This window comes from Actinopolyspora biskrensis, from assembly GCF_013408175.1.
Taxonomy (GTDB): domain Bacteria; phylum Actinomycetota; class Actinomycetes; order Mycobacteriales; family Pseudonocardiaceae; genus Actinopolyspora; species Actinopolyspora biskrensis.
Genome location: NZ_JACBYW010000002.1, coordinates 103,451 through 126,563 on the forward strand (window position 1 = coordinate 103,451; position 23,113 = coordinate 126,563).

Below are 23,113 nucleotides of genomic sequence, written 5' to 3' on the forward strand. Positions count from 1 at the left end.
CCTCTCCGACGGGGCACCGCAGCGGATCGGCGGAGCCTCACCGGACGGGACGGGCGCTGTCCAGCACGCGCGGTACGGTCCGCTCCCCGGGAGCCGACGGCGAGGAAGCCGGACGTTCGCTGTCCGCGCTGACGACCAGCACGACGTAGCTGTTCTCCGCCCGGACGACCAGGGTGGAGATTTTGGCCTCGGTGGGCAGGCACCGTGATGCTTCCGGCATTTTCACGGTTCCGGAGATCCGGACGGCTTCGAAGCCCTCGACGTCGGCGTCGCGCGGTTCCTCGGCGTTGACGGAGACCTCTCCGGCCTTCCCCGCGTCGGTGTAGAAATGACGGCCGGACCGCCGGAGGAACTTCTTCGCCGTCTCGGACATGCTCCTGTCCGGTTTCACCGTTGTGCTGATGGCACGCCCGCCCACGACCTCTTTCCCCCCGCAGTCGTAGTAGGGGCCGTCGACCAGGCCGTGGAAGGTGATGTCGCCGAGAGCGGGGATGGAGTAATCCTGCCCGGAGTCCAACACGTTCCAGTTCTCGGGAACGTCGTAAGCGAGCTGGCTCTCGGAGTTGTAGCCGACCTGCCAGCCCTCGATCCGCAGTTCGGGCGCCGCGGGAGGTGTCCAGGTCGGTGAGGTGGTGCGGTTGCCCGCGCCCGCGCCCGCGCCCGCGGCCTCCTGGCCCCCCGGCTCCGCGGTCCCGTAGTAGATGCCCAGTCCCACCGCGCTTCCGAGCAGGGCGACCACGAGAACGAGGACGCCGATCACTCCCCAGCTCGTTTTGCCGGGGGGCTTGCCGCCTCCGGCCGGTTCCTCGAAAGTTCCGAAACCGCGGTAGACGGAACCGTTCGGCGAGTCGGGCCGCGACGGATCGGTCTGCCAGCCGTACGGGCTGGAGTGCCCTCCTGCCGACCATCCGCCGGAGGGACCGCTCGGGTTCGAGGGCCACTGTGGAGGCTGTCCGCCCTGCGGGCCGAATCCAGCTCGGCCGGGTGTGTTGTCGTGCCCACCGGATGGCTGTGTCACGATCTCGAGATTACCGGCCGCGTGCGGACACGCGGCGGCAGGCGGTTCAACGGGTCATCCGGCGAGGAAACTCAGTCGGACCCGGCGCACCTGGTTGTCGGTGTTGGTGTCCACGAGGCACACGGACTGCCAGGTTCCCAGGGCCATGCTCCCGCCGAGCACCGGCACCGAGACGTGGGGCGGCACCAGGGCGGGAAGCACGTGGTCCCTGCCGTGTCCGGGGGAACCGTGCCGGTGTCGCCAGCGGTCGTCGGCGGGGAGCAGGTCCCGCAGGGTGGCGAGCAGGTCCTCGTCACTGCCCGCGCCCGTTTCCAGGACCGCTATGCCCGCGGTGGCGTGCGGTACCCACAGGTGCAGGAGACCCTCGCTGTCGTTCACACCGCGCAGGAACTTCTCGCACTCCGTGTTGAGGTCGCGGACCACCTCGCGGCTGCCGGTGCGTATCTCGATTTCCTCACTGCGCATGTTTCCCGAGTCTAGGAGGGGCGGCGTGGTGACGCGCAGCACGAGGTGAAACCGCTGCTGCCCTAGGATCCCCCCATGCGAGAAGCCTTCGGTGCGAGTTTCGGGGTGGACCCCGGATACCTGAACACGGCCGGCATCGGGGTTCCCCCGGATTTCGTGGCCGACTCCCTGCACGAGGTGATCACCCGGTGGAGCGAGGGGCGGATCGCGGCCACCGAGTTCGACGAGCCCGTTGCGCGTGCGAAGGAGGGGTTCGCCGACCTCGTAGGGGTGCCGAGCGACCGCGTGAGCGCGGGGAGCTCGGTCTCCCAGCTGGTCGGGACGGTGGCAGCGGGGGTCCCCGCGGGAAGCAGCGTGCTGGTGGTCGAACGGGAGTTCACCAGCGTGACCTTCCCGTTCGCGGTGCAGCGTGATCGGGGGGTCCGGGTCACCGAGGTCCCGCCGAACCGGCTGCTCGAAGCCGTACCCGAGCACGACGTCGTCGCCGTCAGCCTGGTGCAGTCCGCCGACGGAAGGGTGTTCCGTCCGGAGGAGCTGCGTGCCGCCGCCGAACAGCACGGTGTCCGGGTGCTGCTGGACGTCAGCCAGGCGGCCGGGTGGATGCCGCTGGAGCTGGAGTGGGCGGAGTGGATCGTGGGATGCGGGTACAAGTGGTTGATGACTCCCCGCGGGGCGGCCTGGCTCGCGACACGTCCCGAGGTGCTGGATCTCCCGCGAGCCCACGGTGCGAACTGGTACGCGGGTCAGGACCCCCGGAACAACCTTTACGGGCTGCCGCTGCGGCTGGCCGACGGGGCCGGGGCGTTCGACGCCTCCCCGGACTGGTTCGCCCAGGTGGGGGCGGCGGCCGCGCTCGGCTGGCTGACGACCGTCGACCTCGCCTCCGTTCGTGAGCACTGCCTGGAACTGGCCGGGGCGCTGTGCGCCGAACTGGAGGCACCTCCCCCCGAGTCCCCGATAGTCTCGTTGGACGCGGCCGACGCCGTGGCGGAGCTGCGTGCCGCCGGGGTGCGCTGTACGGCGCGGGACGGCAGGCTGCGACTGGCCTTCCACCTGTACAACACGGAAGCCGACGTCCGGCTCGTGTCGGACGCGCTGCGGCGGAATCCTTCCGCTCCGTTGCGGTGATGTGCTGTTCTCCACCCGCTCGTTACCCGCTACGGTAGGTGCCCGTGTCGGATCACCACGGTGCACCCGAACAGATGACGGGGTCGCAGCAGAACTTCGAGCGCGGGGACACCGCGCCACTCAACGCTGTCCGGGGAGGCTCCGGTGGTCCACCTGACCGGGTGACGCAGGGCTGGAATCCGGAAGGCGGTGCGGGAGGGGCCGGCGAGGAGCGGACCCGTCCCACGTTCCCGCCACACCAGGCGGCGGCCGAGCCCTCGAACATGTCACGGGGTTCGCGGCCACCCGCTGATTCGGCACCCCCGCGCGGAGCGGGCTCTTCCGCTCCCTCACCCGGGGCCACGTCCGGGCAGCGTCCCGCCGAACGGACGGCCACGGACCGGGGAGCGGTCGGCGGCCCCCCGCACGCCGCAGGTGCCGCGCAGTCCGGTCCCGGTCCGAGCGGAGCGGGTGAGTCGCGGGCGGGCGCGGGCATCACCCCCACGGGATGGGTGATCCGGGGACTGGTGCTGGTGCTCGTCTCGGTGCTCTCCGGGGTGCTGTGGCTGGTGGTCAAACCCTCGGACACGCAGTCCGCATCCGAAGATCCGGCCACGCGGCAGGAGGGGCCGAACACCGAGTACGACTTCGAGAAGTACGCGGGCGACGAGCCGGCGAACTGCGCGGACCACTCGACCATGAAGATCGCCGACTTCTTCGAGGACACCGCCTGCTCGCACATCACCCGCGCTCTTTACACGACCCAGCTGCCCAACGGGGAGCGCGTGCTGACCTCCGTGGTCACCGTGCTGATGCCCGACGCCTCCTCCGCGGCCGAGCTGGAGAAGCTGGCGACGAGGAACGCAACGGGCAACATCGAGGACCTGGTTACGGCGGGAAGCCGGGTCCCCGAGGGGTATCCGGAGCTGACCCACGACTACGGGTACGCCTCGACCCACCGGGAACGCCTGGTGGTTATCGGGGAGTCCTCCTACTTCCACCGCAGTGGCCGCGACGACGGCAGGCTGAAGCACGTCACTTCGGACGCTTTGCAGCTGGGGGCGAAGCAGGACCGCGAACCGGGGTAGCCCGCAGGCCCCGGACGGGTCACTCCCTGCCGGGGAATGCGGGAGCGCTCGGCCGCTCCCCGGCCTCGAGCCGCAACGTCGTCGCGCGAGTGGCGGAACCGGTGAGGCAGTCCAGCGCGAGTTCGCTGAGCCGCCTGTTCTCCGAGCGCTCCAGCACGGCCAGCCAGCCGACCGAGCAGTCCTGCTCCGCCGCTATCAGCGCGTGAACCGCCGACGCCTGGTCCGTGACGGCCCCGGGAGGCTGATAGGCGGGTTTCGCGGGGGGAGGAGTGCTGCCGGCCGCACGCAGCAACCGCCTCGTCCGGTCGCGGTGCTCCCGGTGCGCGGAGATCCCCTCGTCGACGGCGGAAATTACTCCGGAGTCGTTGGCGAAGGCCTTCGCCAACCCGTACAACCAGACCGCGGCGTGCTCGGTCCCGAGAGCCCGTTCCAGAGCGCGTTCGCCGGTTTCGGACAGTTCCGCGGAACTCATCGGACGACCTCCAGCAAACTCGCGCACGCCGCGGATATCGAGCCGACCAGGCCGGCCCGGTAACCGGAGACGCGGGGAACCGTCTCGGCGGTTCGACGCCGCGCGCTCTCGAGGGCCTCGCGCAGTTTCTCCGCGGCCTCTCCCGGATCGTCGGTGACCTCCGGGGCGGAGCGGTCTTCGCCCGCGGCCGTCCGCTCGTCGGTGATCCTCGTGATTTCCCGTCGCAGGTTCTTCGCGTGCTCGGTTCGCACCTCGGCGACCGCTCCGGCCCGTTCGGCCAGTTCGGGGTGCTTGTCCGCCGTGGCCCGGGCGAGTTCCGCGTCCGAGCCCGCGTCGTCGGCGAGGGGGACGAGCAGGTCGGGGTTCTCGTCCGCAGGAGCCGAACAGCTGATCAAGGCTGATGCCAGCGGTGCCAGCGCCGAGAGGCGCAGCAGTTCGCGTCTGCCCAGTCGGTGGGGCCGAGAGGTGGAGCCGGTCCTGGAGGGAATATCCACGGCTCCACATCTTGCCAGCAAGCCCGCGCCGGGACGTGGCTGTGGTGTCTCGCCGGTCCGCGGTCGGCGGAAGGCGTGTGCCGCGCTTTCCGCCGGTGGGACGCGATACCCTGGAAGACCACGGTTTTTATCGGTGTACTCGGCCGTGGAGCTTCGCGTCCCCGCGAAGCGGGCGACGTCGGATCACATGAGGTCTTTCGGCGTTGCCGTGCACCGGACAACTTCAACCGCCGCAGACATTTGGAGTGTAAAACGTGTCCAGCCCGCCGCGGGACGAAATAGTCGCGCGCCTGAGACCCACCGTGGCGCAGACCGTCGCCGAGGTGGGGTTCGATCTCGAAGAGCTCGATGTGCAGCAGTCCGGTCGTCGACGTCAGCTCAAGGTGGTCATAGACGCCGACGACGGCGTCGACCTCGACGACATCGCCGACGTCAGCCGAGCCCTGTCCGAGGCGCTGGACGAGTACGACCACGTGCTCGTCGGCTCTTACACTCTGGAGGTCACCTCACCCGGAGTGGACCGGCCGTTGACCAGGCAACGGCACTGGCGGCGTGCGCGCAACAGGCTCGCGAGGATTCTGCTGACCGACGGTGGTGAATTCCTCGGCAGAGTGGGGCCGGCCGAGGAGTCCGGCGTGTGGGTTCTCGCCGATGGCCGGGTACGGCGGTTGATTTACGGTGACATCGAGCGCGCGGTGGTCGAGGTTGAGTTCCAGCAGCCACCGGCGGAGGAACTGGTCAAGCTCGATCGGGCTGCGGACGTCGCCGCCGACGGCGACGGAAATGACACGGAGGAGTCGAGGTGAACGTCGACATCGCCGCGCTGCGGGCGATCGAACGCGACAAGGACATCCCATTCGAAACGGTCCTTCAGGCCATCGAGTCAGCCCTGCTGACAGCATATCGGCACACCGAAGGACACCAACCGCACGCCAGAGTCGAGGTGGATCGCAAGACCGGCGTGGTGCGTGTGATTGCTCACAGTCTCACTTCCGAGGGTGAGGTCGCCGAGGAATGGGACGACACCCCCGAGGGATTCGGCAGGATCGCCGCGACCACGGCACGCCAGGTCATTCTGCAGCGGCTGCGTGACGCCGAGCACGAGAAGACCTTCGGCGAGTTCTCCACCAAGGAGGGCGAGATCCTCGGCGGCGTGATCCAGCGCGACGCCAGGGCGAACTCCCGCGGCATGATCGTGGTGGAGATCGGTGACAGCGAAGGAGTCATCCCCGCCGCGGAGCAGGTCCCGGGGGAGCGCTACGAGCACGGCACCAGGATCAAGTCCTACGTCGTCGGTGTTTCCCGGACGGTGCGTGGGCCACAGATCACGTTGTCGCGAACGCACCCGAACCTGGTCCGCAGGCTGTTCGCCCTGGAGGTGCCGGAGATCGCCGACGGCACGGTGGAGATCCCCTCGGTGGCGCGCGAGGCCGGGCACCGGTCCAAGATCGCCGTGCATTCCACGGTGGAGGGGGTCAACGCCAAGGGTGCGTGCATCGGTCCCATGGGGGCCAGGGTGCGCAACGTGATGAACGAGCTCGGGCAGGAGAAGATCGACATCATCGACTTCTCGGAGGATCCGGCCACTTTCGTCGGCAACTCCCTGTCACCGGCTAAGGTAGTATCGGTGGAGGTGGTCGACGAACGCGCCAAGACGGCGCGGGTGATAGTTCCGGACTTCCAGCTTTCGTTGGCGATCGGCAAAGAAGGACAGAACGCCAGGCTGGCAGCGCGGTTGACCGGGTGGCGCATCGACATCCGCAGCGATGCGGACCCGAGCTCTCCCACGACCACGGCAGGGCACCCCGATGCCGAACCCCCGGGTGCCGAGGGATTCGTCCCTCCGATGGACGATCTTCCGACCGTGGGTTCGGCTGAGTGACAGCGGCAGGTTAGAATCACAAGTGGCTCAACGCGAGGGGGCGGGAATCCGTACACGATCAACTGGCGTCCGTGGTGGAACCCACGAGCCGATTCGGACGTGTATAGGGTGTCGAACCCGAACGTGTGCCTCCGATCTGCTGCGAGTGGTGGCCGAGGACGGTTCGAGGACCGTCCCCGATCCTCGGCGCAGGCGCCCGGGGCGAGGTGCCTGGTTGCACCCCGATACCGCGTGCCTGCGTTCGGCCGAGCGGCGTCGGGCCTTTTCACGCGCTCTGCGTGTGCAAGGACAACTCGACAGCACAACAGTGCAGGCCTATGTGGAGCAGGTTGCTCACGAGCAAGCCGATGCGAGAGTTTCTCGTGCCAGGCAGTTGAAGGAAGCAGGTCGACCCGTCATGAATCAGCCGTGAAGCTGAAGCCATGAACGCGTACCGGCAGTAGGACGAGGTCGAGCGGGTCTGCCGCCCGACCTCACCAGACGAGGAGAGCAGTGGCAGGCAAGGCCCGCGTGCACGAGCTCGCCAAGGAGCTCGGCGTTACAAGCAAGGACGTACTGAATAAACTCGCCGATCAGGGTGAGTACGTGAAGTCCGCGTCATCAACGGTGGAGGCACCGGTGGCGCGCAGGCTGCGTGACGCGTTCACCAAGTCGAACGCGTCCTCCGGACGTGGTTCGGACAACGGCGGCGCCACCGCGTCGGCCGAGACGAAGAGCGAAACCAACGGCCAACAGGCAGCGGCGGCTTCGCCTGCGGCCGAGCAGTCTGCTCCGGCCCAGGGCGACAAGTCCGCCCGCGTCCCGAAGCCGGGACCGCGGCCGAAGCCGGGCCCCAAGCCGGGGCCTCCGCAGACGCAGCCCGCCGCGGAGCAGGCAACCGGCGAGTCCACCGGTTCCGAGAGCGTGGCGCAGCCGGAGGACGGAGCAGCGCGGAGCGAGCAGCAGTCGTCCGGTGCGGAGCAGGGTGGTCAACAGGCCCAGCAGGCACCGGCCGCGAAGCCGGAGGGCCAAGAGGCTTCCGGAACGGGCAAGGGCGAGCGCCAGGCCCCCAAACCGGGCCCGCGCAACGTCCCCAAACCCGGTCCGCGCCCTCCCAAGCAACAGCAGTCCGGTGGCGGCGCCACCGACAGTGGCGACGGCAGCGTTGTTCCTCCCAAGCCGCAGTCGTCGAAGTCGGGATCGCGTTCACCGCGAGTCGGGAACAACCCCTTCGGCGTCGGTAGTGGCTCTCCGGCCCAGCGCGGCTCCGGAGGAAAGCAGGGCGGCGGCCAAGGTGGCCAGGGCGGCCAGGGCGGCCAGGGCGGTCAAGGTGGCCAGGGCGCCCAACGTCAGTCCGGACGAGGTCAGGGCCAGAGCGGTGGTCAGCGCCAGGACAAGCAGGGCGGCGGCCAGCGTCCGGACAAGGGCGGTGGCCAGCGTCCGGACAGGCAGGGCCCCCAGCAGGGCGGTCAGCAGGGTTCCGGACAGCAGCAGAGCCCCGCGGCCAAGTCCACTCAGGGTACCGAGGGCGGAGAGCGCCCGAATCCGGGAATGATGCCTCCGCGGCCCAATCCGGGCATGATGCCTTCCCGTGCTCCCAAGTCCGGCAGTGGTTCCGGAACAGGTTCGGGCGGCGGCCGTGGCGGCGGTCGCGGTGGTCCCGGCGGCGGCCGTGGCGGCCCCGGCGGTGGCGCCGGCGCCGGTACCGGTACCGGCGGTGGCGGTCGCGGTGGTCCCGGCGGCGGTCGCGGTGGCCCCGGTGGTGGCGCCGGTGGTGGCGGTCGCGGTGGTCCCGGTGGCGGCCGTGGCGGTCCCGGCGGTGGTCCCGGTGGCGGTGCTCCTCCCGCCGGTGGCGGTTTCCGTGGCCGTCCGGGTGGCGGCCGTGGCGGAACCGCGGGTGCCTTCGGTAAGCCGGGCGGTCCTTCCCGGCGCGGACGCAAGTCGAAGCGTCAGAAGCGTCAGGAGTACATGGACAACATGCAGGCGCCCTCCGTGGGCGGAGTGCGCCTGCCGCGCGGTAACGGGGAGTCGCTGCGCCTGCGTCGTGGTGCCTCGCTGACCGACTTCGCGGAGAAGATCAACGCCAACCCCGCTTCGCTGGTGCAGGCCATGTTCCATCTCGGCGAGATGGTCACGGCCACCCAGTCCGTCTCCGACGAGGTGCTCGAGCTCCTCGGCCACGAGATGAACTACAAGATCGAGATGGTCAGCCCCGAGGACGAGGACAGGGAGCTGCTGCAGTCCTTCGATCTGACGTTCGGCGATCGGGACAGCAGTGCCGACCAACTCGTTTCCCGGCCTCCGGTCGTGACCGTCATGGGTCACGTCGATCACGGTAAGACCAGGCTGCTGGACACCATCCGCAAGTCGAACGTCCAGGAGGGCGAGGCAGGCGGAATCACCCAGCACATCGGTGCTTACCAGGTCCAGGCCGAGCTCGGGGGCGAGGAGCGTCCGGTCACGTTCATCGACACTCCGGGTCACGAGGCCTTCACGGCCATGCGTGCCCGCGGTGCGAAGTCGACCGACATCGCCGTGCTGGTCATCGCCGCCGACGACGGCGTCATGCCGCAGACGATCGAGGCGATCAACCACGCCCAGGCGGCGAGCGTCCCGATCGTGGTGGCGATCAACAAGGTCGATGTTCCCGGCGCGAACCCGGAGCGGATCAAGCAGCAGCTCACCGAGTACAGCCTGGTCGCCGAGGAGTTCGGCGGCGAGACGATGTTCGTGGAGATCTCCGCGAAGCAGGGGCAGAACATCGAGGGCCTGCTCGAGGCCATCCTGCTCACCGCCGACGCGACCCTCGACCTGCGGGCGAATCCGGACATGGAGGCCCAGGGCGTGGCGATCGAGGCCCACCTCGACCGTGGTCGCGGTCCGGTGGCTTCCGTGCTGGTGCAGCGCGGCACCCTGCGGGTCGGCGATTCGGTCGTCGCCGGGGGTGCGCACGGGCGGGTGCGTCGCATGATCAACGAACACGATCAGGACGTCACCGCGGCCAAGCCATCCCAGCCGGTGCAGGTCGTCGGCTTCACCTCCGTCCCGGGGGCCGGTGACACCTTCCTCATGGTCAACGAGGACCGGGTGGCCCGGCAGATCGCCGATCGGCGCGCGGCCCGGCTCAGGGAGGCGCAGAACGCCGCCAAGCGCAAGCGGGTCAGCCTGGAGGACCTGGACAAGGTGCTGCAGGAGACCAGCCAGCTCAACTTGATCATCAAGGGTGACAACTCCGGTACCGTCGAGGCGCTGGAGGAGTCCCTGAACAAGATCCAGGTTGGCGACGAGGTCGAGCTGCGTGTGATTCACCGTGGCGTCGGTGGCATCAACGAGAGCGATGTCAACCTGGCTACCGCGGAGAACACGATCGTTCTCGGGTTCAACGTCCGTGCCGAGGGCAAGGCCGCCGAGGTGGCCAACCGCGAGGGCGTGGAGATTCGCTACTACTCGGTGATCTACCGCGCGATCGAGGACATCGAGCAGGCGCTCAAGGGCATGCTCAAGCCCGAGTACGAAGAGGTGCAGCTCGGCAGGGCCGAGGTGCGCGAGGTCTTCAAGTCCTCGAAGGTCGGCACCATCGCCGGCAGCATGGTGCTGAACGGAATCGTCCGGCGCAACGCCAAGGCCCGGTTGCTGCGGGACAGCGTGGTGGTCTCGGAGAACCTCACGGTGAGCTCGCTCAAGCGGTACAAGGACGACGCCACCGAGGTACGCGAAGGCTTCGAGTGCGGTCTGACCTTGGGATCCTACTCGGATATCAAGGAAAACGACGTGGTCGAGGTCTACGAGATGCAGGAGAAGCCGCGATCCTGAGCACCGCGTCGAGGGGGCCGTTGTCACGACGGCCCCCTCGATCGTGGGCCCGTCGACGTGGTGCGGTTTGCTGATGTATGTCGGAGCGCTCGAACTGGACGTGCTTCTCGGCGACGTCCATTCGTTGAAGCAGAAACGTGCGACGGTTCGTCCGCTGGTCTCCGAGTTGCGACGGCGTTTCGAAGTGGCCGTCGCGGAGGTCGGCGGGCGTGATCTCTACCGGCGTACGGTTATCGGGGTGTCGGCAGTGTCCGGCGAGGCCGGACAGGTTCGTGAGATTCTCGAAGCCTGTGAACGCAGCGTGGCCGGGTATCCCGAGCTGGAGTTGCTCTCGGCTCGGCATCGGATGCTCGGGCCGGAGGACTGAACCTGTTCGGCGGTGCGGGCGGTTCGGCACCCCGCCTGCGGCGAACCCGGCCGGGCCGGGTTCGCGGTGATTTTCGGGTGAGTAGGACGATGGGGACCGCCTCCGGTGGAGGCGGATCAGCAGAGGAGGTGCGCCGTGGCTGATACGGCGCGCGCCCGTAGGTTGGCCAAGCGGATCGCGCAGATCGTGGCGTCCGGGTTGGAACACGAGATCAAAGACCCGCGATTGGCTATGGTGACCATTACCGATGCGCGGCTCACAGCCGATCTGCGGGACGCGACGGTCTATTACACGGTTTTCGGGGACGATGTCGACGAGTCGGCCACGGCGGTCGCGTTGAGCAGCGCGACGGGGACACTGCGTTCCAGGGTCGGGCGGCAGACGGGAGTGCGCTTCACTCCCACGTTGACCTTCGTCGCCGATTCCGTTCCGGCGAACGCTCGTCGTCTGGACGAGGTTCTGGCACAGGCGAGGGAAGCCGACGCCGAGGTGGCGAGGTTGGCTTCGGACGCCGTTCCGGCCGGCGAGGTCGATCCGTATCGGAAGGCGGATTCGGCGGATGACTCGGATGAGGGATCCGAGCAGCAGAGCTCGGAGGATCCGAGCGAGAACGAGGAGGACTCCCGCCCACAGGAGGCGTGAGCCCTCAGACGACCGGTCCACCGGTGGTTTGGCGCGGAACCGTCCTTTCGGATCCTTTTCGAGAAGCCGGTTTCGCGCGAAACGTCGCGCGGTCGCGTTGATGGGCCGGGGGCCGTCGACTGTCGCACTTCGTGGATCAGGAACGTCGGCGCTGTCTGAAAGCGGCCACGTGAACCCGGTTCGCGCAGCGCGCGGAGCAGAACTGCCTGGCCCGGTTGGTGGACGTGTCGAGAAAGTAGGTTCCGCAGGCCGGAGCGTCGCATTTCCCCCAGCGCTCGGTGCCGTGTCGAACGATTCCCTGCGCGAGTCCCCAAGCGGCGGCGGCCGCTATCCCGGCGGCGGGTGGTGTCTCGACATCGGCGATGTGCACGTGCCAATCGCGGTGCTGCTCCGGCTCACCGCGGGACAACCTCGGCCGGGGTGGATACGTGGCCAACAACCGGTTGACCTCGGCAGTGAGAGCTTCGTGCTCTCCGGAAACGGCTGCCTCGATCGACTGACGCAGGCTTGCCGCGACTGCGCGCAGCGTCTTCAGGTCCTGCTCGGTCAGCCGGGAGGACCACCACGGTTCGCCGTGCAGTTCCGCCCGGAGCGTCTCCAGGTCGTCCGTGCGCGCGTTCGCGAGACGAAGCGCACCCGCGATGTAATCGGCGTTGTCCATACTCGCCCCTTACTGTAGCCTTCACCCGTCAGGGGCGAAACCGGCAACCGTAGCTTACAGGAGGTCAGGTGTCCGAGACGGCGGAACGCGTCCCGGTACGACGGTTGCTCGCACTCGCGATTCCGGCGTTGGGAGTCCTGGCCGCCGAACCGCTGTACGTGCTGGTGGACACGGCCGTGGTCGGTCATCTGGGGGCTGTTCCGCTGGCCGGACTGGCGCTGGGGGGAACGCTTTTCACGGTCGTTTCCAGCCAGCTGACCTTCCTCTCCTACGGGACCACCGCCCGCGCGGCGCGGTTGCACGGAGCGGGACGTCGCGAGGACGCGGTCGCCGAAGGTGTGCAGGCCAGCTGGTTGGGCGCGGGTGTCGGCCTGGCGATTCTGCTGCTGGCGCAGTTGTTCGCCGTGCCCGTCATCCGGGTGATGACCGGCGGTGGCGCCATCGCGGAGACGGCCACGAGTTGGTTGCGCATCGCGCTGATCGGCGCTCCGATGGTGCTGATCAGCCTGGCCGGGCACGGATGGATGCGCGGGGTGCAGGACACGGTCCGACCGCTGCGCTACGTACTGGCCGGAAACGGCGTCTCCCTGGTGCTGTGTCCGCTGCTGGTCTATCCGGTCGGACTGGGGCTGGAGGGCTCGGCGGTGGCCAACGTCGTGGGACAGACCGTCGCGGCGGCCCTGTTCGTCCGCGCGCTGCTCGTCGAGCGGGTGCGAACGCGGCCCGACACGCGTGTGATGCGTGCTCAGCTCGTGCTCGGCAGGGACCTCATCCTGCGGACCCTGGCCTTCCAGGCCTGCTTCCTGTCCGCCACCTCGGTGGCGGCGCGCACCGGGGCGGACACCGCTGCCGCCCACCAGGTCGTCTGGCAGCTCTGGAGCTTCCTCGCCCTGGTGCTGGACTCGCTGGCCATCGCCGCGCAGTCTCTGGTCGGGGCCGCTCTCGGCAGGGAGTCGGCACGGGAGGCCAGAAGCATCGGCAGGCAGGTGAGCTGGTACGGACTCGGCTTCGGCATCGTGCTGGGGCTGGTGTTCGCGGCGCTGTCCGGCCCACTGCCCAACGCCTTCACCGGCGACGCCGCCGTGCTGGCCGAGATTCCGTACGCCTGGTGGTTCTTCGTGGCCCTGCAGCCGATCGCAGGCGTGGTCTTCGCGCTCGACGGGGTGCTGCTCGGCGCAGGTGACGCGGCCTACCTGCGCACCGCGACGATGATCAGTGCGGCGGTCGGGTACCTGCCGCTGATCTGGTTCTCGCTCGTCTTCGACTGGGGACTGGCGGGGATCTGGACCGGACTGAGCCTGTTCATGTTCGGCAGGTTGCTCACGCTGCTGCTGCGCGCCCGTTCCGGGCGCTGGGCGGTGGTCGGTGCCACCCCGGAACACGGCGAATCGGTGTCCCAGAGCTCGTGAGCTCCGTCCGGTCGGAATCCGCCTGCGTGACTACCCGATGTCGGACACCCGCTCACGAGTCCGCGGGAGCCCCCGCCTAGCGATCACCTACGACAGGGGGGTGGAAAACCTCACTGGCTCCCGTTCCAGAACCAGTCGGTGGACCGGACCTCCTTCAGCGCGGTGCGCCGCAGATCCTCGTCCAGACGTTGGAGGTAGACGATTCCGTCCAGATGGTCGGTCTCGTGCTGCAGGCAGCGGGCCATCAAGCCCGACCCGGAAACAGTGACGGGATCGTTCCGCAGGTCAACGCCGCGTACCACCGCGTGTTCGGCTCGGTGGGTGGGAAAGCTCAGCCCCGGCACCGACAGGCAGCCCTCCTCACCGTCCTGCTCCCCCGACGTTTCCACCAGCTCGGGGTTGATCACGTAACCGGTTTCGCCGTTCACGCTGTAGCTGAACGCCCGCAGGCTCACTCCGATCTGGGGAGCGGCCACTCCGGCGCGCCCGGGTTCGGCGACGGTGTCCAGCAGATCGGAGACCAGCGCGGTGACACTGTCGTCGAACGTGGTGACGGGGTCCGCCGCCGTGCGCAGTACGGGGTCGCCGAACCGTCGGATCGGTCTGATCGTCACCGTGGAAACCTCCTGCTCGTTACGACGCACTACCGTAGCGATCCCCGTGAGGGCACCCGTCCGGGGGGCGTGGCCTCGGTGGGCGGTTTCGGCCGTGCTTTCGGGATCGGGGATGATGGGGCGCCGTGTCGCGACAGACCCGAAATTCCTCGAAGCAGCCGGTGCCGGCCGGTTTGCTCGTCATGGACAAGCCGGCCGGGATGACTTCGCACGACGTGGTCGCTCGTGTTCGCCGCATCATGGGGACCCGCAAGGTGGGGCACGCGGGCACGCTCGATCCGATGGCCACCGGTGTTCTGGTGCTGGGGCTGGAACGTGCCACCAAGCTGCTCGGTCACCTAGCCCTGGACACCAAGGCCTATCTCGCCACGATCCGACTCGGTTCGTCCACCAGCACCGACGACGCCGAAGGGGAGCGACTTTCCTCCGCGGACGCCTCCGGGGTTCCCGACGAGGAACTCTCGGAAGCCGTGGCGGCGTTGACCGGCGAGATAGCACAGGTTCCCAGCGCCGTCAGCGCCGTCAAGGTCAACGGCAGGCGCGCCTACGAACTCGCCCGCGAGGGTCAACAGGTCGAACTGGAAGCTCGTCCCGTCACCGTCTCGCGCTTCGACCTGCTCGCGGTGCGCCGCGAGGAAGCGGATGTCGTGGACGTCGACGTGCTGGTGGAGTGCTCCTCCGGGACCTACGTGCGCGCGCTGGCCCGTGACCTGGGGGAGGCTCTCGGTGTCGGAGGGCATCTCACGAGGTTGCGCCGGACGAGGGTCGGGCCGTTCGGACTGGCCACGGTACGAACGCTGGAGGCCCTGGAGGAGCGGCCGGAGCTGTCCATGGATCTGGATCGTGCGGTGGGCACGGCCTTTCCGCGGGTCGACGTCGACGCGGACACGGCGCGTGCCGTGGCGCACGGCCAGGCCGTTTCGAGGTCGGGCCTTTCCGAGACCTACGGTGTGTTCGCCCCGGACGGGCACGCCGTCGCACTGCTGCGCGACCGGGATCGTACGGCCAAGCCGGTGCTGGTGCTGCGCCCCGCCGGGTGACCTCCTCCAAGCGGGGGGTCGGGTCCGGTCCTCGGGGACTTCCACCGGTGAGCCCGCGCCCTGGAGCCGCGCGGATGGGCCCGTCGTTGCCGGGGTGAAGCCCGCCAAGATCACACGCCGGTCACCGGGATCATCGTGCTAGCGTCCGCGCCGGTCCGCAGTCTCGGCATCCGAAGGGCAACTACGTTGATTACTGTAAGTGCCGAAGGTGTGGGACACGCGTATCGGGGCCGTGCCGTGCTGCGGGATGTGGACCTGGCGTTGCCGGTGGGTGTGACGGCGTTGCTGGGGCCGAACGGGGCGGGCAAGAGCACGTTGTTGGGATTGCTGTCGACCGTGTTGTCCCCGCAGCGGGGGCGCGTCGAGTTGAACGGTTTGGATACTGCACAGGCTCAACCCCGAGCTGAACACCGAACAGCTCAACCCACCACCCAACCGGGCGAGCGAGGTCGAACAACTGCTGAGCGCTCCGCAGGACGTGCGACAGGCCTGGGTGCGCGAGGCGATACCGGCCAACAACGACTGCACCACCCCGATGCCGGAACTCCCCGCATGACCCCGCTCCGGTTGCTGCTGCGGGCTCATCGCTGGTTGCCGCACACCGCGGGCTGCGCAGCAGTGGCGCTGGTCAACGCTCTCTTCGGCGCCGACCGCCTGCCCGTGCCGGTGCCCAACGTCGGCCAGCTCCACGTGCCGCTGGGCCTGTTCAGCCCACTGCTGCTGGCCTGCATGATCACGCTGTACCTACGTCCGCCCACCAGGCTCTGGGACACCGCCCCACGCTCTCAAGGTGTGGTCAGACTCGGATTGCTGACCGCGACTGCGCTCCCGGCCGCGCTGGCCTGCCTGCCGTTGTGGACGCACAGCTCCGAGCTGGCCCTGGCCGGACTGCGCAACCTGGCCGGCCTCACCGGCATGACCCTGACCACAGCCACGCTCGCAGGGGCCACCCGCGGCTGGGTCACGGCCTTCCCCTACGTGCTGCTGACCCTACTGCTAGGCACCCACGGCAGCAGCACCACAGGAGGCCACGCCGACCATCCCCGGTGGGCCTTCGTGCTGGAACCGCCGACCAACGTCATCGCCGCCGCGTCGGCCGCGCTGCTGATGCTCGCCGCGGCCACGGCCCACGCACGCTTCGGGCCCCGGGCCGAGCAGTAGAACGCACCGGGCTCGCGGGGGAAGTGGCGACACGCCGAGGTCCCGGCTGCGTGGCGCGTGCGGATCGATAGGGTGGGAAGCCGTGCAGCGTTGGCGTGGCTTGGAACAGCTTCCCGGTGGATGGGGTCGGTGCGTGGTCACCATCGGAGTTTTCGACGGTGTGCACCGGGGACATCAGCAACTGATCGATCAAGCCGTGCGGCGGGCGCGACAGCGTGATCTCCCGTGCGTGCTGGTCACCTTCGATCCGCATCCTTCCGAGGTGGTGCGTCCCGGGAGTCATCCGGCGCAGTTGACCACTCTGCAGCGACGGGCCGAGCTCGTGGAGGAGCTCGGGGTGGACGTGTTCTGCGTGCTGCCGTTCACCCCGGAGCTGTCCAAGATGTCACCCGAGGAGTTCGTCCACGAGATCCTCGTGGAACGGCTGCACGCCGCCGCTGTCGTGGTCGGGGAGAACTTCACCTTCGGGCACAAGGCCGCCGGGAACATCGAGCTGCTGCACACGCTCGGGCGGCGTTTCGGCTTCGAGGTCGAATCGGCGGATCTGTTGTCCGGCCACACCGACGGGGCCGTTCAGGAGGAGTTCCCGGTCACCTTTTCCTCGACCTTCATTCGTTCCTGCGTCGACGCGGGAGACGTGGAGGCCGCCTCCGCCGCGCTGGGACGCTGCCACCGGCTGGAGGGGATCGTGGTCCGCGGCATGGGCAGGGGCGGCCGCGAGCTCGGGTATCCGACGGCCAACCTGTCCATGCCCGAGTTCGCGGCGGTCCCCGCTGACGGTGTGTACGCCTGCTGGTTCACCCACAGGCAGCGGGGTGCCGAGCACCCGGAGAGCACGTTGCCCGCCGCGGTCTCGGTGGGCAGCAACCCGACGTTCTCCGGCACCGAGCGCACGGTCGAGGCCTTCGTACTGGACGTCGAGCGGGATTTCTACGGCGAGTACGCCGAGTTGGATTTCGTGCGCAGGTTGCGGGGGATGGTGCGTTTCGACTCCTCCGAGGAGCTGGTGCGCCGGATGGAGCTGGACGTGGCCGAGACCCGTTCCTGCCTGGGGGTGTGACCGCCCGGACCGAGAGCTCGGTCGGCTCCTCCGGAGCTGTCGAGCCGTTTCGGTATGTCAAGCCGTTATGAACCTTTTTCCGTTTTTCGGGACTGTCGGGGTCGCTGGCCTGGCAATATTCGGAAGCCGAGAGTTCGTGGTTCGAAACGGCATCCGGGGGCGCCAAGTGCAGGAGCGTGAGATCGTCCAACGGAACCTGGCCCTACAGCGCCAGTGGTACGGGGAGCCGTTGGGTGATCGGGTCCGGCGGTTGGTCGTCGCCTACCGGACCTCGCAGACCCAGCTCGCCGAGGTGCTGGGGATCAGCGCCCCCATGCTCAGTCAGGTGATGAGCGGAAGGCGGGCCAAGATCGGCAATCCTTCCGTGCTGGCCAGGCTGGTGATGCTGGAACGGAAGGTGTTCAATCCGGGGGTGCTCGCCGGTGAGGCCGAATCGGTGAAGCAGGCTCTGCGGGACGTGAAAGCGTCCCATCCTTCGCTCGGCCGGGACAGCGTGCCGGTCGAGGACGAGACCGACGAGGAGGAGAGCGCCTGGCCGGTGCTGCGGCGGCTGGCCCGGCCGAACGAGCTGCACCGGGTCGCCGAGCTGCTCGACGAGCAGCACCCCGCGCTGGCCGGGCTGTTGCGGAGAGCGGCCTGCTCGGATACCGGCGCTTCCTGAAGCCCCGTCCGGGGCGTTCGGCATTTCGGTTCGGAAAGGCCGCGGCGAGGAAGTCCTACTAGCATGTGACCGTCATGCGTTTGTTCACGGCCCTGTGGCCTTCGGCCGCCGCTGTCGAGGACCTGTCCACCGTGCTGGGGGAAGAGCCGCCCGGCGACTGGACGGCTGCGGTGGACGAGTTGCGCGGATTCAGGTTCGTTCCCGCCGGGAAGTGGCACTCGACGCTGTGCTTCCACGGGGACGAGGCCGATCCGGAGCGAGTGGCAGCGAGCCTCCGGAGCGGCGTGGCCGATCTCCTCCGCGGCGATCCGGGATTCGTGCCACCCCGGCTGCGTCTCGCCGGGGCCGGCGTCTTCCGCGGAGTGCTCTGGGTGGGAGTGGTTCCGGCCCCGGAAGAGGACGACCGGGGAGCGACGCTGAGGAACCTGCGGCGACTGGCCGAGGCAGCGGGCGCCGACGGTGGGCGTTTTCGGCCGCACGTTACCGTGGCACGCTGGTCGGGGGGCAGGGTTCGAACCGATCGACTCGCCGGGTGGCTGAACGACTACACCGGGCCGGCGTGGTCGGCGGACTCGCTCGACGTGGTCGCCAGTGAGCGGGAGCGGGGCGTGCTGACCTACCGGACGGTGCACCGGATTCCGCTGACTTCCCCGTGACACGCCGCGCGGCGGGTATACCGATTCCATCCGGGCTTGCTGTTATGCTCGGTGGCGAGATCCGGCTGCGGTCCGTGGTGGCCGGAGATCAACCCGATGGGTGATCGCCGATTTTGACGAGTCGGTTGTCAGCCCGGCGGTGACGATACGTAATTCGATGTCGCATTCGAGCGATGTCGGCAACACGGGACACGAATAAGGAGATTCACTCGTGGCGTTGTCCACTACCCAGAAGCAGCAGATCCTGTCCGAGTACGGTTTGCACGAATCGGACACCGGATCGGCGGAAGCTCAAGTCGCCCTGCTGACCCACCGGATCTCGGGACTGACCGAGCACCTCAAGCAGCACAAACACGACCACCATTCCCGCCGTGGCCTGCTGCTGATGGTCGGTCGCCGGCGTCGGATGCTCAACTATCTGACGCGGACCGATATCACGCGTTACCGTTCGCTGATCCAGCGACTGGGACTGCGCCGCTGACAGCTGCCGAGGGGAGTGGCCGAGTGCCACTCCCCTCGCTGTATGGAGTGGGCGTCCGCGAGGACATCTTCAAGCACAACAGGCAAGCGAAACGGGCTGCCGACACACAGAGTCCACACCGCTGCTCAGCAGGGGCCTTCGCCGGTCCTCGGTAGTGGCCACAAGGGGTGTCCCGGAGACCTCCCTTGGGCTTCGATCGATGACCGGCCCCGTCGGACCACGCTGCGTGCGGTCGTTGTGGCCTCCGCGTTTCGAGCCCATGAGACTAGGAGCTTCAGTTGACCGAGACGCAGTCTTACGACGACGGGGTGTACGAAAGCACCGCCGTTCTGGACAACGGGGAATTCGGCAAGCGCACCGTCCGCTTCGAGACGGGCAGGATGGCCAAGCTGGCCGCGGGCAGCGTAACGGCCTACCTGGACGACGAGACCATGCTGCTGTCGGCGACCACCGCCTCCAAGCAGCCCAAGGAGAACCTGGACTTCTTCCCGCTGACGGTCGACGTCGAGGAGCGCATGTACGCGGCGGGCCGGATCCCCGGCTCGTTCTTCCGGAGGGAGGGACGTCCCTCCACCGACGCCATCCTCACGTGCAGGCTGATCGACCGGCCGCTGCGTCCGTCCTTCGTCGAGGGGCTGCGCAACGAGGTGCAGGTCGTGGTCACCGTCATGAGCCTGGACCCCGAGGACTCCTACGACGTGCTCGCGATCAACGGTGCCTCGGCCTCCACGCAGCTTTCCGGGCTGCCCTTCTCCGGGCCGGTCGGCGGAACGCGGATGTCGTTGATCGACGGCCAGTGGGTCGCCTTCCCCACGCACGAGCAGATCAAGCGCTCCGTGTTCAACATGGTCGTCGCGGGCAGGGTCGTCGGTGACGACGTGGCCATCATGATGGTCGAGGCCGAAGCCAGCGAGGAGACCTCCGACCTGGTGGACGCGGGTGCGCAGGCGCCGACGGAGGAAGTGGTCGCGGGTGGTCTGGAAGCGGCCAAGCCGTTCATCCGCACGCTCTGTGAGGCGCAGCAAAGGCTGGCGGAGACCGCGCCGCACTCCTCCGGCGAGGAGTACCCGGTGTACCCGGCTTATGCCGAGGACGCCTACACCGCCGTCGAGCAGGCCGTTTCCGAGGAGCTGGCCGAAGCGCTGGCCATCGGCGGCAAGCAGGAGCGCGAGCAGCGCCTCGACGAGTTGAAGGAAACGACCCTGCAGCGGGTCGGCGTCGAGGAGGGCGAGCAGTTCGCCGGCCGGGAGAAGGAGATCGGTGCTGCCCTGAAGTCGCTGACCAAGAAGCTGGTTCGGCAACGGATCATCCGCGAGCAGATCCGCATCGACGGACGGGGGCTCACCGACATCCGTCAGCTCTCGGCCGAGGTCGGTGTCGTGCCGAGGGCACACGGTTCGGCGCTGTTCGAGCGCGGCGAGACCCAGATCCTCGGCGTCTCGACGCTGAACATGCTCCGGCTGGAGCAGACGATCGACAGCCTCGGTCCGGACACCAGCAAGCGCTACATGCACCACTACAACTTCCCGCCCTACTCCACGGGTGAGACCGGGCGAGTGGGTACCCCGAAGCGGCGGGAGATCGGTCACGGCGCGCTCGCCGAGCGCGCGCTGGTCCCGGTGCTGCCGAGCAGGGACGACTTCCCCTACGCGCTGCGTCAGGTCTCCGAGGCGCTCGGCTCCAACGGTTCCACCTCGATGGGATCGGTCTGCGCCTCCACGCTGTCGCTGCTCAACGCGGGCGTTCCGCTCAAGGCCCCGGTGGCGGGTATCGCGATGGGACTCGTCTCCGACGAGGTCGACAACCAGACGCGCTACGTCGCCCTGACCGACATCCTCGGGGCCGAGGACGCCTACGGCGACATGGACTTCAAGGTCGCGGGCACCAAGGACTACATCACCGCGCTGCAGTTGGACACCAAGCTCGACGGCATCCCCTCCGAGGTCCTCGGCCAGGCGCTGAACCAGGCCAAGGACGCCCGCTTCACCATCCTCGACGTGATGGCCCAGGCGATCGGTTCTCCGGACGAGATGAGCCCGCACGCGCCGCGCGTGACCTCGGTCTCCGTCCCGGTGGACAAGATCGGCGAGGTCATCGGCCCGAAGGGCAAGATGATCAACACGATCACCGAGGAGACCGGTGCCGAGATCACGATCGAGGACGACGGCACCATCTACGTCGGGGCTTCGGACGGTCCTTCGGCGGAGGCCGCGATCGAGCGGATCAACGCGATCGCCAACCCGCAGTTGCCCAAGGTCGGTGAGCGGTTCCTCGGGACCGTGGTCAAGACGGCCGCCTTCGGCGCGTTCGTCTCGCTGATGCCCGGCAAGGACGGGCTGGTGCACATCTCGAAGCTGGGCAACGGCAAACGGATCGGCAAGGTCGAGGACGTCGTCAACGTGGGGGACAAGCTCCGCGTGGAGATCGCCGACATCGACAGCCGAGGCAAGATCAGCCTGGTTCCGGTGGACGAGGAGTCCGAGTCGGAACAGACCGCCGAAGAGCAGCCGGAGACGCAGAGCGAGTCCGCGGAGGAGTGAGGCCCCGCCTGGTCCTCCGCTGAAACGCGACGGCCCGTCCGGAGAGTCTTCGGACGGGCCGTGCGCAGTTCGTGCCGGGGACGAGTGCGGGGTGATCCGGTGGAACGGGCGGAACCGTGGTCTAGGGTCGTGTCCTAAGAGCGGCCGAAACGCGCGGAGGGAGTCGAATCGGTGGATCCGATCAGGGTCGGAGTGCTCGGGGCGCACGGCAGGATGGGCAGCGAGGCCGTTCGGGCCGTGGGAGAGGCCCGGGACACGGAGTTGGTCACCGAGATCACCCGTGGTGATTCGCTTCGGGGGTTGCTCGATTCGGAAGCGACGGTGGCCGTGGACCTCACCCACCCCGACTCGGTCATGGACAACCTGGCTTTCTGCGTCGAGCACGGGATCCACGCGGTGGTCGGTACCAGCGGGATCGGCGAGTCCGAGCTGGCGACCCTGCGCGGCTGGCTCGGGGAGAACCCGACCACCGGTGTGCTGGTCGTGCCGAACTTCGCGATCGGCGCGGTGCTGTCGATGAAGTTCGCCGAGATCGCGGCCAGGTACTTCGATTCGACCGAGATAGTGGAGCTGCATCATCCCCGCAAGGCGGATGCCCCCTCGGGTACCGCGGCCAGGACCGCCAGGGTGGTATCCCGGGCCCGGGAGGACGCCGAACTCCCCTCCATGCCCGATGCCACCAGCAAGGACCCGGACGGTGCCAGAGGGGCGAACGTGGACGGTGTTCACGTGCACTCGGTCCGGATGGCGGGTCTGGTCGCGCATCAGGAGGTGCTGTTCGGGACCGAGGGGGAGACGCTGTCCGTGCGTCACGACTCCTACGATCGTCGTTCGTTCATGCCCGGTCTCCTGCTGGCTGTGCGCGAGGTCGGTGAGCGCCCCGGTGTGACCGTGGGGCTGGACGCGCTGTTGGGGCTGTGATGTCCGAGGAGACCGGTCGGCGTTCGCGACTGTTCGGTCCGCGCTTCTACGCCCTGCTGATCGCGGTCGTCCTGCTCGTCTACCTGGTGATGATGGGCAGTCGTGCGGTGACGATGCTGCTCAGCGGCAGGCCACTCGTGATCGTGCTGGGCGTCGCGGTACTCGTGCTGCCGGTGCTCGGTGCGGTGCTGGTGGCGGACCAGATCCGCTTCGGAGTCCGTACGCAGCGACTCGCCGGAAGACTGGCCGACGAGGGCACGCTGCCGGATCATTCGCATCTGCCGCTGCGCCCGTCCGGCAGGGTGCGCCGTGAGGCGGCCGACGAGTGGTTCGAGCGGAAACGTGTCGAACTGGAGCGGGAACCGGGGGACTGGCGCGCCTGGTTCGCTTTGGCCCAGGCCTACGACCTGGCCGGCGACCGCAACCGTGGGCGTCAGGCCATGCGCAAGGCGATCGATCTGGAGCAGCGGGAGCACGTGCGCGGCTGACCGGGATTTCCGGCTCGGTTTGCGTGGGTGGTCGCTGGTCAGAACCTCCCGCCGGCTCGTGACGGGTGCCCGGCTCCGGGCAGCGCCCCGCACG

The 23,113-nt window shown here is 68.5% G+C and carries 24 protein-coding genes and 1 pseudogene; 19 read left to right on the forward strand and 6 right to left on the reverse strand.

What is annotated here, in order from left to right; translation table 11 throughout:
- Positions 1 to 37: 37 nt before the first annotated feature.
- Both FHR84_RS06215 and FHR84_RS06220 read right to left on the reverse strand, forming a co-directional pair.
- Positions 38 to 1,018 carry a DUF8017 domain-containing protein gene (locus FHR84_RS06215; RefSeq protein ID WP_246300300.1) on the reverse strand — a complete coding sequence of 327 codons (981 nt, stop codon included), beginning with the start codon at positions 1,016 to 1,018 and terminating at the stop codon, positions 38 to 40.
- A gap of 54 nt (positions 1,019 to 1,072) precedes the next feature.
- Positions 1,073 to 1,483 carry a YjbQ family protein gene (locus tag FHR84_RS06220; protein WP_179534520.1) on the reverse strand — a complete coding sequence of 137 codons (411 nt, stop codon included), beginning with the start codon at positions 1,481 to 1,483 and terminating at the stop codon, positions 1,073 to 1,075.
- Positions 1,484 to 1,558: 75 nt separating this feature from the next.
- Between FHR84_RS06220 and FHR84_RS06225 the strand changes: the two genes are divergently transcribed.
- Complete coding sequence (locus FHR84_RS06225) at positions 1,559 to 2,611, forward strand: aminotransferase class V-fold PLP-dependent enzyme (RefSeq protein WP_179534521.1); 1,053 nt, start codon at positions 1,559 to 1,561, stop codon at positions 2,609 to 2,611.
- A gap of 74 nt (positions 2,612 to 2,685) precedes the next feature.
- Positions 2,686 to 3,678 carry a hypothetical protein gene (locus FHR84_RS06230; RefSeq protein WP_218862277.1) on the forward strand — a complete coding sequence of 331 codons (993 nt, stop codon included), beginning with the start codon at positions 2,686 to 2,688 and terminating at the stop codon, positions 3,676 to 3,678.
- 19 nt (positions 3,679 to 3,697) lie between these two features.
- On the opposite strand, the gene FHR84_RS06235 is transcribed toward FHR84_RS06230, so the two are convergent.
- The gene (locus FHR84_RS06235) at positions 3,698 to 4,150 is read right to left on the reverse strand and encodes a ferritin-like domain-containing protein (protein WP_179534523.1); all 453 of its coding nucleotides are present in this window, start codon (positions 4,148 to 4,150) and stop codon (positions 3,698 to 3,700) included.
- Complete coding sequence (locus FHR84_RS06240) at positions 4,147 to 4,644, reverse strand: hypothetical protein (RefSeq protein ID WP_218862278.1); 498 nt, start codon at positions 4,642 to 4,644, stop codon at positions 4,147 to 4,149. Before FHR84_RS06240 ends, FHR84_RS06235 begins: the two co-directional genes overlap by 4 nt.
- A gap of 254 nt (positions 4,645 to 4,898) precedes the next feature.
- Here FHR84_RS06240 and rimP point away from each other — a divergent pair, with 254 nt between their 5' ends.
- The 6 genes from rimP to rbfA all read left to right on the forward strand — a co-directional run bounded on the left by rimP (position 4,899) and on the right by rbfA (position 11,327).
- On the forward strand, positions 4,899 to 5,450 hold the full coding sequence (rimP, locus tag FHR84_RS06245) for a ribosome maturation factor RimP (RefSeq protein ID WP_179534524.1): 552 nt from the start codon (positions 4,899 to 4,901) through the stop codon (positions 5,448 to 5,450).
- Positions 5,447 to 6,526, forward strand: a complete 1,080-nt coding sequence (gene nusA / locus FHR84_RS06250) for a transcription termination factor NusA (RefSeq protein WP_179534525.1) — start codon at positions 5,447 to 5,449, stop codon at positions 6,524 to 6,526. Before rimP ends, nusA begins: the two co-directional genes overlap by 4 nt.
- Positions 6,453 to 6,938 (forward strand): YlxR family protein, encoded by a 486-nt coding sequence (locus FHR84_RS06255; protein ID WP_179534526.1) that lies wholly within the window; start codon positions 6,453 to 6,455, stop codon positions 6,936 to 6,938. Before nusA ends, FHR84_RS06255 begins: the two co-directional genes overlap by 74 nt.
- Before the next feature lie 80 nt (positions 6,939 to 7,018).
- Positions 7,019 to 10,318 (forward strand): translation initiation factor IF-2, encoded by a 3,300-nt coding sequence (infB, locus tag FHR84_RS23155; RefSeq protein ID WP_179534527.1) that lies wholly within the window; start codon positions 7,019 to 7,021, stop codon positions 10,316 to 10,318.
- 73 nt (positions 10,319 to 10,391) lie between these two features.
- Positions 10,392 to 10,685 (forward strand): DUF503 domain-containing protein, encoded by a 294-nt coding sequence (locus FHR84_RS06265; RefSeq protein ID WP_179534528.1) that lies wholly within the window; start codon positions 10,392 to 10,394, stop codon positions 10,683 to 10,685.
- Positions 10,686 to 10,820: 135 nt separating this feature from the next.
- Positions 10,821 to 11,327 carry a 30S ribosome-binding factor RbfA gene (gene rbfA / locus FHR84_RS06270; protein WP_179534529.1) on the forward strand — a complete coding sequence of 169 codons (507 nt, stop codon included), beginning with the start codon at positions 10,821 to 10,823 and terminating at the stop codon, positions 11,325 to 11,327.
- A 136-nt stretch (positions 11,328 to 11,463) separates the two neighbouring features.
- On the opposite strand, the gene FHR84_RS06275 is transcribed toward rbfA, so the two are convergent.
- The gene (locus FHR84_RS06275) at positions 11,464 to 11,988 is read right to left on the reverse strand and encodes a CGNR zinc finger domain-containing protein (RefSeq protein ID WP_179534530.1); all 525 of its coding nucleotides are present in this window, start codon (positions 11,986 to 11,988) and stop codon (positions 11,464 to 11,466) included.
- 68 nt (positions 11,989 to 12,056) lie between these two features.
- Here FHR84_RS06275 and FHR84_RS06280 point away from each other — a divergent pair, with 68 nt between their 5' ends.
- Complete coding sequence (locus FHR84_RS06280) at positions 12,057 to 13,397, forward strand: MATE family efflux transporter (RefSeq protein WP_179534531.1); 1,341 nt, start codon at positions 12,057 to 12,059, stop codon at positions 13,395 to 13,397.
- A gap of 110 nt (positions 13,398 to 13,507) precedes the next feature.
- Here FHR84_RS06280 and def read toward each other — a convergent pair whose 3' ends face one another.
- Entirely contained in the window at positions 13,508 to 14,011 is a 504-nt protein-coding gene (gene def, locus FHR84_RS06285; protein WP_179534532.1) for a peptide deformylase, read from the reverse strand.
- Between the two features lie 161 nt (positions 14,012 to 14,172).
- Between def and truB the strand changes: the two genes are divergently transcribed.
- The 10 genes and pseudogenes from truB (at position 14,173) to FHR84_RS06335 (ending at position 23,019) form a co-directional block, all read left to right on the forward strand.
- Positions 14,173 to 15,051, forward strand: coding sequence for a tRNA pseudouridine(55) synthase TruB (truB, locus tag FHR84_RS06290; RefSeq protein WP_179534874.1), 879 nt, complete (start codon positions 14,173 to 14,175; stop codon positions 15,049 to 15,051).
- A 273-nt stretch (positions 15,052 to 15,324) separates the two neighbouring features.
- Positions 15,325 to 15,405 (forward strand): annotated as a pseudogene (locus tag FHR84_RS23485) (ATP-binding cassette domain-containing protein); the annotation flags it as partial.
- Between the two features lie 198 nt (positions 15,406 to 15,603).
- The gene (locus FHR84_RS06300) at positions 15,604 to 16,212 is read left to right on the forward strand and encodes a hypothetical protein (RefSeq protein WP_179534442.1); all 609 of its coding nucleotides are present in this window, start codon (positions 15,604 to 15,606) and stop codon (positions 16,210 to 16,212) included.
- Between the two features lie 82 nt (positions 16,213 to 16,294).
- Positions 16,295 to 17,272 (forward strand): bifunctional riboflavin kinase/FAD synthetase, encoded by a 978-nt coding sequence (locus FHR84_RS06305; protein ID WP_179534533.1) that lies wholly within the window; start codon positions 16,295 to 16,297, stop codon positions 17,270 to 17,272.
- A 166-nt stretch (positions 17,273 to 17,438) separates the two neighbouring features.
- On the forward strand, positions 17,439 to 17,933 hold the full coding sequence (locus FHR84_RS06310; protein ID WP_179534534.1) for a helix-turn-helix transcriptional regulator: 495 nt from the start codon (positions 17,439 to 17,441) through the stop codon (positions 17,931 to 17,933).
- Between the two features lie 74 nt (positions 17,934 to 18,007).
- The gene (locus FHR84_RS06315; RefSeq protein WP_218862283.1) at positions 18,008 to 18,589 is read left to right on the forward strand and encodes a 2'-5' RNA ligase family protein; all 582 of its coding nucleotides are present in this window, start codon (positions 18,008 to 18,010) and stop codon (positions 18,587 to 18,589) included.
- Between the two features lie 211 nt (positions 18,590 to 18,800).
- On the forward strand, positions 18,801 to 19,070 hold the full coding sequence (gene rpsO, locus FHR84_RS06320) for a 30S ribosomal protein S15 (RefSeq protein WP_179534536.1): 270 nt from the start codon (positions 18,801 to 18,803) through the stop codon (positions 19,068 to 19,070).
- A gap of 278 nt (positions 19,071 to 19,348) precedes the next feature.
- Positions 19,349 to 21,610, forward strand: a complete 2,262-nt coding sequence (locus tag FHR84_RS06325) for a polyribonucleotide nucleotidyltransferase (RefSeq protein ID WP_179534537.1) — start codon at positions 19,349 to 19,351, stop codon at positions 21,608 to 21,610.
- A gap of 180 nt (positions 21,611 to 21,790) precedes the next feature.
- On the forward strand, positions 21,791 to 22,531 hold the full coding sequence (dapB, locus tag FHR84_RS06330) for a 4-hydroxy-tetrahydrodipicolinate reductase (protein ID WP_425489874.1): 741 nt from the start codon (positions 21,791 to 21,793) through the stop codon (positions 22,529 to 22,531).
- On the forward strand, positions 22,531 to 23,019 hold the full coding sequence (locus FHR84_RS06335; RefSeq protein WP_179534539.1) for a hypothetical protein: 489 nt from the start codon (positions 22,531 to 22,533) through the stop codon (positions 23,017 to 23,019). Before dapB ends, FHR84_RS06335 begins: the two co-directional genes overlap by 1 nt.
- Positions 23,020 to 23,113 lie beyond the last annotated feature (94 nt).

Bases quoted from the DNA above. Each gene is read 5' to 3' on its own strand.
- FHR84_RS06315 (WP_218862283.1), top strand. From the start codon at position 18,008: ATGCGTTTGTTCACGGCCCTGTGGCCTTCGGCCGCCGCTGTCGAGGAC.
- FHR84_RS06335 (WP_179534539.1), top strand. From the start codon at position 22,531: ATGTCCGAGGAGACCGGTCGGCGTTCGCGACTGTTCGGTCCGCGCTTC.
- FHR84_RS06300 (WP_179534442.1), top strand. From the start codon at position 15,604: ATGACCCCGCTCCGGTTGCTGCTGCGGGCTCATCGCTGGTTGCCGCAC.
- FHR84_RS06265 (WP_179534528.1), top strand. From the start codon at position 10,392: ATGTATGTCGGAGCGCTCGAACTGGACGTGCTTCTCGGCGACGTCCAT.
- FHR84_RS06235 (WP_179534523.1), bottom strand. From the start codon at position 4,150: ATGAGTTCCGCGGAACTGTCCGAAACCGGCGAACGCGCTCTGGAACGG.
- FHR84_RS06230 (WP_218862277.1), top strand. From the start codon at position 2,686: ATGACGGGGTCGCAGCAGAACTTCGAGCGCGGGGACACCGCGCCACTC.
- FHR84_RS06275 (WP_179534530.1), bottom strand. From the start codon at position 11,988: ATGGACAACGCCGATTACATCGCGGGTGCGCTTCGTCTCGCGAACGCG.
- FHR84_RS06220 (WP_179534520.1), bottom strand. From the start codon at position 1,483: ATGCGCAGTGAGGAAATCGAGATACGCACCGGCAGCCGCGAGGTGGTC.
- FHR84_RS06225 (WP_179534521.1), top strand. From the start codon at position 1,559: ATGCGAGAAGCCTTCGGTGCGAGTTTCGGGGTGGACCCCGGATACCTG.
- FHR84_RS06255 (WP_179534526.1), top strand. From the start codon at position 6,453: ATGCCGAACCCCCGGGTGCCGAGGGATTCGTCCCTCCGATGGACGATC.